At 69.1% G+C, this 14,637-nt stretch carries 10 protein-coding genes; 4 read left to right on the forward strand and 6 right to left on the reverse strand.

Features of this window, described 5'->3' with window-relative positions; all coding sequences use genetic code 11:
• The first annotated feature begins 43 nt into the window (after positions 1–43).
• Positions 44–1,621 (forward strand): Na+/H+ antiporter, encoded by a 1,578-nt coding sequence (locus tag IG84_RS0116155; protein WP_382467354.1) that lies wholly within the window; start codon positions 44–46, stop codon positions 1,619–1,621.
• Positions 1,622–1,636: 15 nt separating this feature from the next.
• Here IG84_RS0116155 and IG84_RS0116160 read toward each other — a convergent pair whose 3' ends face one another.
• Positions 1,637–2,716 carry a mechanosensitive ion channel family protein gene (locus IG84_RS0116160; RefSeq protein WP_078648858.1) on the reverse strand — a complete coding sequence of 360 codons (1,080 nt, stop codon included), beginning with the start codon at positions 2,714–2,716 and terminating at the stop codon, positions 1,637–1,639.
• A 94-nt stretch (positions 2,717–2,810) separates the two neighbouring features.
• On the opposite strand from IG84_RS0116160, the gene IG84_RS0116165 reads away from it, so the two are divergent.
• Entirely contained in the window at positions 2,811–3,401 is a 591-nt protein-coding gene (locus tag IG84_RS0116165) for a dienelactone hydrolase family protein (RefSeq protein WP_031056955.1), read from the forward strand.
• Between the two features lie 46 nt (positions 3,402–3,447).
• On the opposite strand, the gene IG84_RS0116170 is transcribed toward IG84_RS0116165, so the two are convergent.
• From IG84_RS0116170 to IG84_RS0116190, 5 genes are all read right to left on the reverse strand, one after another.
• A complete protein-coding gene (locus tag IG84_RS0116170) occupies positions 3,448–5,088 on the reverse strand; it encodes an alkaline phosphatase D family protein (RefSeq protein ID WP_031056958.1) in 1,641 nt (546 codons plus the stop codon).
• A gap of 91 nt (positions 5,089–5,179) precedes the next feature.
• Positions 5,180–6,025, reverse strand: coding sequence for a thioredoxin domain-containing protein (locus IG84_RS0116175; protein WP_031056963.1), 846 nt, complete (start codon positions 6,023–6,025; stop codon positions 5,180–5,182).
• A 128-nt stretch (positions 6,026–6,153) separates the two neighbouring features.
• A complete protein-coding gene (locus IG84_RS0116180) occupies positions 6,154–6,984 on the reverse strand; it encodes a thioredoxin domain-containing protein (protein WP_031056966.1) in 831 nt (276 codons plus the stop codon).
• A gap of 85 nt (positions 6,985–7,069) precedes the next feature.
• Positions 7,070–7,732 (reverse strand): hypothetical protein, encoded by a 663-nt coding sequence (locus tag IG84_RS0116185; RefSeq protein ID WP_031056969.1) that lies wholly within the window; start codon positions 7,730–7,732, stop codon positions 7,070–7,072.
• 114 nt (positions 7,733–7,846) lie between these two features.
• Positions 7,847–9,187 carry a DUF2252 domain-containing protein gene (locus IG84_RS0116190; protein ID WP_031056970.1) on the reverse strand — a complete coding sequence of 447 codons (1,341 nt, stop codon included), beginning with the start codon at positions 9,185–9,187 and terminating at the stop codon, positions 7,847–7,849.
• A 240-nt stretch (positions 9,188–9,427) separates the two neighbouring features.
• Here IG84_RS0116190 and IG84_RS0116195 point away from each other — a divergent pair, with 240 nt between their 5' ends.
• Complete coding sequence (locus tag IG84_RS0116195; protein ID WP_245659372.1) at positions 9,428–10,885, forward strand: recombinase family protein; 1,458 nt, start codon at positions 9,428–9,430, stop codon at positions 10,883–10,885.
• Between the two features lie 140 nt (positions 10,886–11,025).
• The gene (gene dnaE / locus IG84_RS0116200) at positions 11,026–14,568 is read left to right on the forward strand and encodes a DNA polymerase III subunit alpha (RefSeq protein WP_031056975.1); all 3,543 of its coding nucleotides are present in this window, start codon (positions 11,026–11,028) and stop codon (positions 14,566–14,568) included.
• Positions 14,569–14,637: the final 69 nt, after the last annotated feature.

Genomic DNA, 14,637 nt, shown 5'->3' on the forward strand with positions numbered 1-14,637 from the left:
TTCGAAGCTCCGGAGCGTGCCTGCCGTGGACCAGCTGGCCCTGATGTTCGTCCTGCTGCTGGGGGCCGTGGTCATGGTCCCGCTGGGTGACCGGCTGGGGCTGCCGTCACCGGTGCTGATGACGATCGGGGGCGCCGTGCTGGCCCTGCTGCCGTTCGTCCCGAACGTCCATGTGCCGCCGGAGTACATCCTCCCGCTGCTGCTGCCACCGCTGCTGTACGCGGCGGTGCAGCGCACGTCCTGGCGCCAGTTCACCGCCAACATCAGGCCGATCTTCCTGCTCGCGGTGGCGCTGGTCTTCGCGACCACCGCGGCCGTCGCCGCCGTCGCGCACAGCGTCGTCCCCGGTCTGCCGGTGGCCGCCGCCGTCGTCCTGGGCGCGCTGGTCGCGCCGCCGGACCCGGTCGCCGCGACCGCGGTCGCCGGCAAGCTCGGGCTGCCCCGCCGACTGGTGTCGATCCTGGAGGGCGAGGGGCTCTTCAACGACGTCACCGCGATCGTGCTGTACCACGTGGCGCTGGCCGCCGCGGTCTCCGGCACCTTCTCGGCGCCGGCCGCCGTCGGCATGCTGGTGCTCTCCGCCGTCGTGGCGATAGTGGTCGGCGTGGTGCTCGGCTGGCTGGCCAACAAGCTGATGGACGTGGTCGACGACGCGACCCTGCAGGTCGGTCTGTCGCTGCTGGTGCCGTTCGTGGCGTACGTCCTCTCCGAGGAGCTGCACGGCTCCGGCGTGCTGGGCGTGCTCACCGCCGCGCTCTTCCTCGCGCACTACGCCGCCGACGCCGACGACGTGATGGGCCGGCTCGCCGGGCACACCTTCTGGGAGGTCGTCGACACCCTCGTCACCGGCGTCGCGTTCGGCCTGATCGGCCTGGAGCTGCACAACATCTTCGGCACCGCCGCCGGGCACTGGCAGCAGCTCCTGGGGGCCTGCGCCGCCGTCGTCGCCGTCGTGGTGGGCGTCCGGCTGCTGTGGCTGCTGCCCGCCGCGTGGCTGGCCAGGCGGCTGCACCGGCACCGCATCGCGGAGGAGATCCCGTCCAGCTGGCGGGAGACCATCGTGATGTGGTGGTCGGGGATGCGCGGGGTGGCCTCGGTGGCGCTGGCGCTGGCCATCCCGTACGAGATCGACGGCGGCAAGGCGTTCCCGGCCCGCGACGAGATCCTCTTCATCGCCTTCGCCGTGGTGCTGGCCACCCTCGTCGTGCAGGGCCTGACGCTGCCCTTCCTGGTCAAGAAGCTGGGCGTGCGGGCCGACACGGACGCTGAGGACGCGCTGGAGCGCGAGCTGGCGGTCCGGGTGGTCAAGGCGTCCAGGAAGCGGCTGAAGGAGGTGCTGGCGGAGGAGGAGCTGTCCGACGAGGTCGTGGAGCGGCTCTCCCGGAGCACGTACGAGATGGGCGCCCGCATCTCGCCGGACATCGTGGACGACGAGCGGCGCGAGGGCTACGACAAGCGCATCGCGCGCGTGAAGAAGGTCCAGCGGATCCAGGGCGAGCTGCTGTCGGCCGCGCGCCACGAAGTGCTCTCGGCGCGCAGCGAGCCCGGCTCGGACCCGGAGGTGGTCGACCGGGTGCTGCGTCACCTGGACGTACGGAGTATGCGCAGCACGTCCTCCTGATCTCCTGCTGAAACGCTACTTCTCAAGGGAGGGCCGGGCCTGCCCCTCGGCGGGCTCCAGTGCGGGGGCCGGCGCGGTCGCGATGCGCGGGAGCGCGTACGGGTGCGCGTCCCGCAGCCACGTGATCATCTGCTCGCGCACCTCGCAGCGCACCGTCCAGATCGCGTCCGCGTCCCGGGCGGTGACCAGCGCCCGCACCTCGATCGTGGTGGGCGTGGTGTCCGTGACCACCAGGGTCTGCGCCCGGCCGTCCCAGGCGTCGGAGTTCTTCAGGATCTCCGTCAGCTTCTCGCGCATCTCCTCGACCGGTGCGCTGTGGTCGAGCTGAAAGAAGACGGTGCCGGTCATCTGCGCGCCGCCGCGCGACCAGTTCTCGAACGGATTGCTGGTGAAGTACGAAACCGGCATGGTGATCCGGCGCTCGTCCCAGGTCCGTACGGTCAGGAAGGTCAGCGTGATCTCCTCGACCGTGCCCCACTCGCCGTCCACCACGACCGTGTCGCCGATCCGCACCATGTCACCGAAGGCGATCTGCAGGCCCGCGAAGAGGTTGCCGAGCGTGGACTGCGCCGCGACACCGGCGACGATGCCCAGCACACCGGCCGAGGCCAGCATCGAGGTGCCGACGGCGCGCATCTCCGGGAAGGTCAGCAGCATCGCGGCGACGGCGACGACGGTGACGATCGCGGTGACCACCCGCTGGATCAGCGTGACCTGCGTACGGACCCGGCGGACCCGTGCGGCGTCCCGGGCGCCCGCCGCGTACCGCGAGTACGAGGACTCCACGATCGCCGCCGAGATCCTGATCGCCAGCCAGGCGGTGGCGGCGATCAGGACGAGGGAGAGCAACTGCCCGATGCCGGCGCTGTGCGCGTCGATGATCGTGAGGTTGGTGCGGTCGAAGGTGCCGCGCAACAGCGCCGTCAGAAGCACCACTTGGAGCGGTATCCGGCAGCGCCGCAGCAGCCCCCACAGCGGGGTGTCCGGGCGCGCGGCGTCGGCCCGGCGCATCGCCAGGTCGGCCGCCCATCCCAGGGCGAGCGTGAGGGCGACCGAACCGCCCACGACGATCAGCGGACGCAGTACGTCCTCCATGGACACGTGATTCCTCCTGGTCGGGGTCCGCTCCCTGTCGACCGTAACTGGCACGATGGAAGGAGTGCGATCCATCGACAGGGAAGTGAATCCAGTGACCGGCTCTGCGGCGACTCAAACCGTCATTCTGTTCCATTCTGTATACGGGCTGCGGCCGGCTGTACAGGCGGGCGCCGAGCGGCTGCGTGCATCCGGCCATGAAGTGATCGTTCCCGACCTGTTCGACGGGCGCACCGCGGACACCATCGAGGACGGCATCGCGATCAAGGACGAGATCGGCAAGGACGAGCTGCTGCGGCGCGCGGTGGTGGCCTCGGCCCCGTACTCCGACCGCGGGCTGGTCTACGCCGGCCTGTCCTTCGGCGGCTCCGTGGCGCAGAACCTGGCGCTGGGCGACGAGAAGGCGCGCGGCCTGCTGCTGATGCACGGGACGTCCGACATCGCCGACGACGCCTCTGTGGACGAGCTGCCGGTCCAGCTCCACGTCGCCGACCCCGACCCCTTCGAGCCGCACGACTGGCTGAACGCCTGGTACCTCCGCATGCAGCGGGCCGGCGCCGACGTGGAGATCTACCGCTACGCCGGGGCCGGGCACCTCTTCACCGACGACGGGCTGCCCGACCATGACAAGGAGGCCGCCGAGAGTGCCTGGAAGGTGGGGCTGGGCTTCCTCGCGAGCCTGTGAGCCCGGAGCCCCGAGGCGCGGCCCGGCGGCCGTACGCGGTCCCCGCTCAGACCACCGGCCCGTCGGCCCGCTCCACGCGCTGGGTACCGCTGAGCGTGCGGTACGAGCGCACGTGCGCGGACGTGGCGTTCTTGTCCGCCTTGTCGGAGACGGCGAAGTAGTCCATCTGCGTGCGCTCGGCGGTGACGTCCAGGACGCCGTAGCCGTGGCTGTCCATGTCCAGCCACTTCACGTGCCGGTTGGCGGCGCGGATCGCCGCGGCGGCGGGCAGCGAGGCCGTGTGCGGGGCGACATGAAGGGTGTCGTCGAGGTTGTCGGAGGTGACCGAGGTGACGACGAACTCGGTGGCCACCGGGTCCTGTGACGGGTACGTCGCGGCCTTGAGCGGTACGTCGTTGGCCCACGCCATGTGGATGTCGCCGGTCAGGAAGACGGTGTTGCCGATGGACCGGTCGCTGAGGTGCGACAGCAGCTCGCGCCGGTCGTCGGTGTAGCCGTCCCACTGGTCGGTGTTGATGGCCAGCCCCTCCTTGGGCAGGCCGAGCACCTCGGCGAGCGGGCCCAGCAGATGCGCGGGCACGGACCCGAAGGCCACCTGAGAGATCATCACGGAGGTGCCGACCAGCCGCCAGGCCGCCGCCGAGCGTTCCAGCCCCGCCTTCAGCCAGTCGAGCTGGGCGCGCCCGGTGAGCGTGCGGCCCGGGTCGTCGGCCCTGCCGCTGCCGACCGGCACCTGCTCGTCGCGGAAGCTGCGCAGGTCCAGCAGGTGCAGATCGGCGAGCGTGCCGAACTGCAGGCGGCGGTAGGTGGTGCCGGCGGTGGAGGGGCGTACCGGCATCCACTCGAAGTACGCCTGCTTCGCCGCGGCCATCCGCGCCGCCCAGTCGCCCTCCGCGCCGGGCGTGTGGTTGTACGCGCCGCCCTGCCAGGCGTTGTCGGCGAACTCGTGGTCGTCCCACATCGCGATCACCGGGTGCGTGGCGTGCATCGCCTGCGCGTCGGGATCGGTCTTGTGGACGCCGTGCCGGATCCGGTAGTCGGCCAGCGTGATGATCTCGTGGCCGGGGGAGTGCGGGCGCACGACGTACTTCAGCGCCGGGTACTCGCCCGTCTTGTACTCGTAGAGGTAGTCGCCGAGGTGCAGCACCGCGTCCAGGTCGGTGCGGGCCGCGAGGTGGCGGTACGGCGAGAAGTAGCCGGACTCCCAGTTGGCGCAGGAGACCACGCCGAAGCGGACGTTGGCGGCCGCGGTCCCGGCGGCGGGCGCGGTGCGGGTGCGGCCCACGGGGGAGTGGACGCCGAGCGCGGTGAAGCGGAACCAGTAGGTGGTGGCGGGCACGAGGCCCCGTACGTCCGCCTTGACGGTGTGGTCGGTGGCCGCCGAGGCGGTCGCGGTTCCCCGCGCGACCACCTTGGCGAAGCCCTTGTCGGCGGCCACCTGCCAGCTCACCTCGGTGGCCGGGCCCTTGCCGGAGCCCGGCAGCGCGTCGGCGGCGGGGGTGACGCGGGTCCACAGCAGGACGCCGTCGGGCAGCGGGTCGCCGGAGGCGATGCCGTGCTGGAAGGGGGCCGCGGCGGCGGGCTCGGCGGCGCGCGCGGTGGCGGTGGCGCCGAAGGGCAGCAGGGCGGCGGTCGTGGCTACGGCCGTGACGGCAGTACGGCGCGAGATCTGGTCATGATCGGTCACGGCCGATCACCTTACTGGCTGGTAAGCATCGCGAGGGGTACGGATTCCATCGAATCCGTGAATCCGTACCCCGGTCGGCGCCCCCGCGCCGTCACTTCTTCGCCGGGCCGAACTCCCCGTCGATCATCTTCTTGAAGTTGGCCTGCGCGAGCTTGTTGTACTGCGCCTGCGTCATCTGCTGCTGCGGGATCTGCGCCATTTCCAGCTTCTTGTCCCCGTGCATGAAGGTCGGCGTGCCCTTGACGCCCTTGCGGCCGAACAGCCCGGCCATCTCCATCGCCCAGCGGTCGTACGTGCCCTTCTCGACCGCCTGCTGGAACTCCTTGTCGCCCTTGAGCTCGGGCACCTGCTCGGCGACCTTCAGCAGCGCGGAGTCCTTGGCGTAGGTGTCCACCGACTCCTCGGGGTGGTTCTTGAGCGAGTACAGCGCCTCCTTGTAGTGGAGGAACGCCTCGGGACTCTTGTCCAGCGCGGCGCCCAGCGCGCTCAGTGCGTTCTTGGAGCCCTCGCCGCCGCCCATGTCGTCGATGAACGCGTACATCGTGAAGCGGACCTTGTAGCGGCCGTCCTCGATGTCCTTCTGGAGGACCTTGCCGGTGGACTGCTCGAAGGCCGCGCACGCCGGGCAGCGGACGTCCTCGAACACCTCCAGGGTGTCCTTGGCCTTCTTGTCGCCGATGAGGATCTCGGTGCCGTTCTTGCCCTGCGTGTGCGCGGGCTCGACCAGCTTCGCCTCCTTGGCGGCCTCCCAGCCGGTGGGCTCGTTGGCCTTCATGACGCCGTATCCGATGCCGCCGGCGATCACCAGGACGCCGAGCACGCCACCGGCCACGACGAGCTGACGGCGGAGTTTCGCGCGCTTCTTCTCCCGCTCCCGCTCGGCACGGATGCGCTCACGCGCCGCGGACTTGGCGGCCTGGCTGTTGCGGTTGCTCATTCGGTCCCCTCCATGGCGGGGAGTCTGCCATGGTGGCCGGCCGGCGCGGGGTCAAGATTCGGCAACGGCCGGCGGGCCTACGGGACGGCTGCCGCCCGTACGCCCGCCGGCCGCGGCGGATGCGTCCGTTACTTCTTGAGACCCTTGTCCACGAGGGAGTTGAACGCGTCGACGGTCGACGGAGCGCTCTGGCCGTCGGCCGAGAGGATCTTGTCGTTCAGCTTGATCGTCGGCGTGCTCCGCACGTCCTTGGCCTTGTTGAACGCGTCCGACATCGTCAGCGCCCAGCGGTCGTACGTGCCCTCCTTCAGGGCCTTCTGGAACGCCTTGTCGCCCTTCAGCTCCGGCACGGTGTCCGCGACCTTGATCAGGTACGCGTCGTCGGCGAACTTGTCCGGGCCGGTCTCCTCCGGGTGGTACTTCTTCGAGTACAGCGCGTACTTGTACTCCAGGAACGCCTGGGGGCTCTTGTTCAGCGCGGCGCCCAGCGCGCTCACCGCGTTCTTGGAGCCGGTGCCCTGGAGGTTGTCGTCCAGGAAGGTGCCCAGGTGGAAGGTGGCGTTGTACTTGCCGTCCGCGATGTCCTTCTCGACGGTCTTGCCGACGTTCTGCTCGAAGTTGGCGCAGCCCGGGCAGCGCGGGTCCTCGTACAGCGCGAGGGTGTTCTTGGCGTTCTTCTCGCCGATGGTGACGGTCGTGCCGTCGGCGCCGGAGGTGTGGGCGGGCTTGACCAGCTTGGCGTTCTTGGCGTTGGCCCAGGTGTCCTCCGGGCTGCCGTCGCCGCCGCCGGAGTTGGCGACGGCCAGGCCGATGCCGCCGGCGATGGCCAGGACGACGACGATGGCGCCGCCGACCGTGAGCTGACGGCGCAGCTTGTCCTTCTTGGCCTGCCGCTCGCGCTCGGCGCGCAGCCGCTCGCGGGCTGCCTGCTTGTTCGCCTGGCTGTTGCGGTTGCTCATGATCGTGTCGCTCCAGGGGTCTGCTGTGTGCCGGGGCGGCGTGCGCCCCGCACGGGTACGGAAGGGGACCGGTGGCCCGCGGCTGTCAGGCCGCGAGGGAGCAGGCCGGTGGTCCCCGGCGTACGACGCAGTGCACGAGCAGCGGAGTACTGCGGGAGGGGCCGGTGGCCGGCGCGGGGCGCACGGCCGGGCGGCGCGGGGCGCGGCCCGCGGTGAGCACCGCGACCGCGACCAGCAGCGGCCGCAGCGCGAAGACGGCCAGCGCGCCCAGCAACTGGGCGAGCGCCGCCTCGCCGCGGCGCAGCCAGGCGGCGGCCAGCAGCCCGACGGCGACGTGCGCGACGAGCAGCAGCAGCCAGGTGCAGGCGGGGGCCGGCTGGTGCCCGGCGGCCGGGGCCAGCGGCGTACCGACGTCGCCGCCGCGGCACAGCAGGTCCACGCCCAGCGAGCGCAACGGGCCGGCGACGGGGCCGCCGGCCGCGCCGTAACAGGCGTGCTGGCCGGCGCTGAAGACCGTGTCGGCGGCCAGCTCCAGCGGCACGAGCAGCGCGGCGATCGGCCCGAAGCGGCGCTCCCGGCCGGCCAGCGCGTACGCGAGCACGAACACGGCGACGGCGAGCGCGCCCACCGTGGTCAGCGGCAGCGGCATCCGGGACAGCAGCACATGGGAGGCAGCGGACAGCGTCACGCAGAGCGCCGTGAAGAGCGCCGCGCGCAGTGCCCGCAGGTGTGCCGCCGAGATGTCCATCGAAATCGAGTCTGCCATGGGCCGGGATAAGTGCCGCTTAAGGGGTTTCTGTGAATCGGGACCGGCCCGGGGCCGCACCGGGGCCCGGCCCCGGGCCCCGGTGCCCAGCGTCCATCACAGCCCCGGGATGCGGCCGTTGCGGAAGAGGTCAACGAATATCTGGTGGTCGCGGCGGGCCCGGGAGCCGTAGCCGTGCGCGAAGTCCACCAGCAGCTCGGCGAAGCCCTCCTCGTCGGCGGCGATGGCCGCGTCGATCGCGCGCTCCGTGGAGAACGGTACGAGCGAGTGGCCGCTCTCGTCGTCGGCCGCGGCATGCATCGCGGCCGTCGCGCGGCCCAGGTCGGCCACCACCGCGGCGATCTCGTCGACCTCGTCGATGTCGGACCAGTCCAGGTCGACGGCGTACGGCGAGACCTCGGCGACGAGCTGGCCGTGCCGGCTCCCGTTCTCCTCGATCTCGGTCCAGCCCAGCCACGGGTCGGCGTGCGCCTGCAGAGCACGCTGGGAGATCACCGTGCGGTGCCCCTCGTGCTGGAAGTACGCGCGCACCTCGGGGTCCGTGACGTGCCGCGAGACCGCCGGGGTCTGCGCCTGCTTCATGTAGATGACGACGTCGTTCTCCAGCGCGTCGCTGTTGCCCTCCAGCAGGATGTTGTACGAGGGCAGGCCCGCCGAGCCGATGCCGATGCCGCGGCGGCCGACCACGTCCTTGACGCGGTAGGAGTCCGGGCGGGTCAGGCTGGACTCCGGCAGCGTCTCCAGATAGCCGTCGAACGCCGCGAGGACCTTGTACCGCGTCGCCGCGTCCAGCTCGATGGCGCCGCCGCCGGGGGAGAAGCGCCGCTCGAAGTCGCGGATCTCCGTCATCGAGTCCAGCAGCGCGAAACGGGTGCGCGCGCGGGCGTCGCGCAGCGCGTCCAGCAGCGGCCCCTGCGCCGTGTCCAGCGTGAAGGGCTGCACCTCGTCGTTCTTGGCGCCCGCGGCCAGCGCGTGAATCCGCTCCCGGTAGGCGACGGCGTAGGTACGCACCAGGTCGGTGATCTGCTCGTCACTGAGCGCCTTGGCGTACCCGATCAGCGCCACGGAGGCGGCGAAGCGCTTGAGGTCCCAGGTGAAGGGAGCAACATAAGCCTCATCAAAATCATTTACGTTGAATACCAGACTTCCGTTGGCATCCATGTACGTGCCGAAATTCTCTGCGTGCAGGTCACCGTGGACCCACACCCGGCTGGTCCGCTCATCCAGGTAGGGGCCGCCCTGCTGCTCTGAATCCAGATCGGAGTAGAACAGGCACGCCGTGCCGCGGTAGAAGGCGAAGGCGGACGCGGCCATCTTGCGGAACTTCACACGGAAGGCCGTGGGATCGGCGGCGAGCAGCTCCCCGAAGGCGGTGTCGAAGACGGCGAGTATCTCCTCGCCGCGCTGTGTCCTGTCGGCCTCGAAGGTGCTGGTCATCGCGAGTGCGTCTCCTGTCGTGCGGGTGGGGCTCTCTCGGACAACGTCGCAGCTTACGTGTGAGTGCCCGGGTGGTGAGGGCGGGGTGGTGCGCGTTTCTGGCTGCTCCGGAGAAGTCCGTTGCATGTTGGTCGCACGTATGGGTGAACCAATGAATGAAAAGACCCTCAACGTATCGACCTACGAGAGTCTTCCTCGCGGGATTGACGTTGAGGGGGAATTCGTGTGAATGCCGAGCGAGTGGCGATCTATGGGCGCTTGTCACGGACCACGGAAGCGAGCACTTCGCTCGCCCGGCAAGAGGCTGCTTGCCGGGCCTTCGCAGCAGCACAGGGATGGCCGGTCATGGAAGTTTTCGTGGACGGCAATGTCTCGGGAGCCGTGCCTCCCGGGGAGCGCCCGGCGCTCAGCAGGTTGTGCGAACGGCTGGATCAGTTCGATGTGCTGTTGGTGTGGCGGGCGGACCGATTGGCCAGGTCCCTTACTCATTTCTCGGAAATTGTCCAGCTGTGTGACGGTGGCGGAGTGCGGCTGGTAGCGGTGGAGGACGGCTGGGACGTCTCCACGCCGCACGGTCGGTTCGCAGCGAATGTCCTGGCTTCTTTCGCCGAGTTCGAACGTGAACTGAACCGGGAGCGAGTCGTCTCCGCACAGAACCACATGAGGAGACTCGGCCGCTGGACCGGGGGGCGGGTGCCTTACGGGCTCCGCCCGGCCCCGAATCAGCAGGGAGCGGGGAAGGTGCTCGTGCGGGACGAGCGCGCCGAGCCCGTGATTCGTGAGCTCGCGGATCGTCTCTTGGCCGGCGACTCACCGACGCGTGTTGCGGCGGATCTGCAGGCGCGCGGTGTGCCGGCGCCCCGCGTGCACAATTCCACGAAGCCGGAGCCCGCTCCGGCCGCCTGGTCACACAAATCCATCAAGATCGTGATGACCTCGCCGACGCTGCTCGGGCGGCGCATCGAGCACAGGACGGGGAAAGTGATCTGCCGAGATGGCGCCCCGCTGCAGTTCTGGTCGCCTCTGCTGACGGAGGCCGAGTACGACGCTGTCGCTCAGCTCTTCGAATCCGGATACCGGCCGCGGAGGCCGAACAGGCCATCCCACTGGCTGTACGGGATCGTCGTGTGCGGACTCTGCGGCAAGAACATGAAGCGATCCGAATCTTCGGGCGCAGAGACGCTGAGGTGCCTTGGAGCGCTCGCAGCCCCGCACAAGAGTGTGAGTATCCGGGCCGATGCGGTGGAGGAGTGGCTGGAGGCGGAGATCGCGGAGCGGTTGACGGACGCTCCCGTCGTCGAGCATCTGTACCGAGCGAAGCGGGACCACGGTGAGGAGATCGCACGGCTCCGGAGATACCTGACAGATCTCATGGAAGACCGGCGTGCCGGTGTCTTCTCCACCCCCGATGCGGAAGCTGTGTACCGGAGCGAATATCGGTCGGCGTCGGAGCGGCTCGCGGCGTACGAGGCCGAGCCGTCCGTTCCGGGCAGCTGGTACATGCAGCCGGCCGGCGAGCACATGCGTGACGTCTGGCCCCGCTGGACTCCGGACCAGCAGGGCAGCTACCTCCTGGGGTGTGGTGTCCGAGTGCTGGTCGACCCGCCACCGCGTCCCCGGATGCGGGTACCGGCGGGCGAACGGTGCGCCTGTGATCTCGGCGACCTCGCCCCGTTCGACGCCCGGCGGGCGGCCTGAGTTCGTGCCGGTTGTCAGTCGGGAGTCGTAGACTTCCAGACCGTTCCCTCACCCGCCGCCGACTGCCCACCCGTCGCCCGACCACCGCCCCTCATCGAGGCGCTTTGCGCCGCAGTAACCATTTATGGAGGTCCTCCGCCGTGGCCAAGCCGCCGTTCACGCACCTGCACGTTCACACCCAGTACTCGCTGCTGGACGGTGCCGCGCGGCTCAAGGACATGTTCAATGCCGCCAATGAAATGGGCATGACGCACGTCGCCATGTCCGACCACGGCAACCTCCATGGCGCGTACGACTTCTTCCACAGCGCCCAGAAGGCCGGTGTGACGCCGATCATCGGCATCGAGGCGTATGTCGCCCCGGAGTCCCGGCGGACCAAGCGCAAGATCCAGTGGGGCCAGCCGCACCAGAAGCGCGACGACGTCTCCGGTTCCGGTGGTTACACCCACAAGACGATCTGGGCGTCGAACAAGACCGGGCTGCACAACCTCTTCCGGCTCTCCTCCGACGCGTACAAGGAGGGCTGGCTCCAGAAGTGGCCGCGCATGGACAAGGAGACCATCTCCCAGTGGTCCGAGGGCCTGATCGCGTCCACCGGCTGCCCCTCCGGTGAGCTCCAGACCCGGCTGCGCCTGGGGCAGTACGAGGAGGCCAAGAAGGCGGCGGCCGAGTACCAGGACATCTTCGGCAAGGACCGGTACTTCCTGGAGCTGATGGACCACGGCATCGAGATCGAGCGCCGGGTCCGCGAGGATCTGCTGAAGATCGGCAAGGAGCTGGGGATCCCCCCGCTGGTCACCAACGACTCGCACTACACCTACTCGCACGAGGCGAGCGCGCACGACGCCCTGCTGTGCATCCAGACCGGCAAGAACCTCTCGGATCCCGACCGCTTCCGCTTCGACGGCACCGGCTACTACCTGAAGTCCACGGAGGAGATGTACGCCATCGACTCCTCCGAGGCGTGGCAGGAGGGCTGCGACAACACCCGGCTGATCGCCGACATGATCGACACCACCGGGATGTTCGAGAAGCGCGACCTGATGCCGAAGTTCGACATCCCGGAGGGCTACACCGAGGTCACCTGGTTCAAGGAGGAGGTCCGCCGGGGCATGGCGCGCCGCTTCCCGGGCGGCGTGCCCGAGGACCGGCAGCGGCAGGCCGAGTACGAGATGGACATCATCCTGCAGATGGGGTTCCCGGGATACTTCCTGGTCGTCGCGGACTTCATCATGTGGGCGAAGAACAACGGGATTGCCGTGGGACCGGGTCGTGGCTCGGCGGCCGGTTCGATCGTCGCGTATGCGATGGGTATTACGGACCTTGATCCGATCGAGCACGGGCTGATCTTCGAGCGGTTCCTGAACCCCGAGCGTGTCTCCATGCCCGATGTCGACATCGACTTCGACGAGCGTCGGCGCGTCGAGGTGATCCGGTACGTCACCGAGAAGTACGGCGAGGACAAGGTCGCCATGATCGGTACGTACGGCAAGATCAAGGCGAAGAACGCGATCAAGGACTCGGCCCGTGTGCTGGGCTACCCGTACGCGATGGGTGACCGGCTCACCAAGGCGATGCCCGCCGACGTCCTCGGCAAGGGCATCGACCTGGACGGCATCACCAACCCGGAGCACCCGCGCTACAGCGAGGCCGGCGAGATCCGGGGGATGTACGAGAACGAACCGGACGTGAAGAAGGTCATCGACACCGCCAAGGGTGTGGAGGGCCTGGTCCGGCAGATGGGTGTGCACGCGGCCGGCGTGATCATGTCCAGCGAGCCGATCGTGGACCACGCCCCGCTCTGGACGCGGCACACCGACGGCGTGACGATCACACAGTGGGACTACCCCCAGTGCGAGTCGCTCGGCCTGCTGAAGATGGACTTCCTGGGCCTGCGCAACCTCACCATCATGGACGACGCCCGCAAGATGGTGGAGGCGAACAAGGGCGTCAAGCTGGACCTCCTGGAGATCCCGCTGGACGACCCCAAGACCTATGAGCTGCTCTGTCGGGGTGACACGCTCGGCGTCTTCCAGTTCGACGGCGGCCCGATGCGTTCGCTGCTGCGCCAGATGCAGCCCGACAACTTCGAGGACATTTCCGCCGTCTCGGCCCTGTACCGCCCGGGCCCGATGGGCATGAACTCCCACACCAACTACGCGGAGCGGAAGAACGGCCGCCAGGAGATCACGCCGATCCACCCGGAGCTGGAGGAGCCGCTCAAGGAGGTCCTGGGCCTCACCTACGGCCTGATCGTCTACCAGGAGCAGGTCCAGAAGGCCGCCCAGATCGTCGCCGGGTACTCCCTCGGTGAGGCGGACGTCCTCCGCCGCGTGATGGGCAAGAAGAAGCCCGAGGAGCTGGAGAAGAACTTCGTCCTCTTCCAGGCCGGTGCGCGGAAGAACGGCTTCTCCGACGAGGCCATCCAGGCGCTGTGGGACGTGCTGGTCCCGTTCGCCGGCTACGCGTTCAACAAGGCGCACTCCTCCGCGTACGGCCTGGTCACCTACTGGACCGCGTACCTCAAGGCGAACTACCCGGCCGAGTACATGTCCGCGCTGCTCACCTCGGTGCGCGACGACAAGGACAAGTCGGCGGTCTATCTGAACGAGTGCCGCAAGATGGGCATCAAGGTGCTCCCGCCGAACGTCAACGAGTCCGAGCCGAACTTCGCGGCCCAGGGCGACGACGTGATCCTCTTTGGTCTTTCGGCGATCCGTAACGTCGGTACGAACGTCGTCGAAGCGATCATCCGCGCCCGCAAGTCCAAGGGGAAGTTCTCCTCCTTCCCGGACTACCTCGACAAGGTCGAGGCGGTGGTCTGCAACAAGCGCACCACCGAGTCGCTGATCAAGGCCGGCGCCTTCGACGAGATGGGCCACACCCGCAAGGGCCTCACCGCGCACTACGAAACGATGATCGACAACGTCGTGCAGGTGAAGCGCAAGGAGGCCGAGGGACAGTTCGACCTCTTCGGCGGGATGGGCGACGCCGCCGACGACAGCGGCCCCGGCTTCGGCCTGGACGTGGAGTTCTCCGACGTCGAGTGGGACAAGACGTATCTGCTCGCGCAGGAGCGGGAGATGCTGGGTCTGTACGTCTCGGACCATCCGCTGTTCGGTCTTGAGCACGTACTGTCCGACAAGGCGGACGCCGCGATCGCGCAGCTCACCGGCGGCGACTACTCGGACGGCTCGATCGTCACCATCGGCGGCATCATCTCCGGCCTGCAGCGCAAGATGACCAAGCAGGGCAACGCCTGGGCGATCGCCACCGTCGAGGACCTGGCCGGCTCCATCGACTGCATGTTCTTCCCGGCGACGTACCAGCTCGTCTCCACCCAGCTCGTCGAGGACGCGATCGTCTTCGTCAAGGGCCGACTGGACAAGCGCGAGGACATCCCGCGGCTGGTCGCCATGGAGATGATGATCCCCGACCTCTCGGACGCGGGGACGAACGCGCCGCTGACGATCACCATCCCGACGCTCAAGGTCACCCCGCCGCTGGTCGAGAAGCTGGGCGACGTGCTGAACCAGCACCGTGGCTCGACGGAGGTGCGGATCAAGCTGCAGGGCACGCGGAAGACGACCGTGCTGCGGCTGGACAAGCACCGCGTCACCGCCGACCCGTCGCTCTTCGGCGACCTGAAGGTGCTGCTCGGCGCCTCCTGCCTGACCGGCTGACGCCGTACGCACACGGCACGAGGGGCGCGTCCCGGGAACTCCCGGGGCGCGCCCCTCGCGCAAGGTGCG

It is taken from the genome of Streptomyces ochraceiscleroticus (assembly GCF_000720485.1).
Classification (GTDB): domain Bacteria; phylum Actinomycetota; class Actinomycetes; order Streptomycetales; family Streptomycetaceae; genus Streptomyces; species Streptomyces ochraceiscleroticus.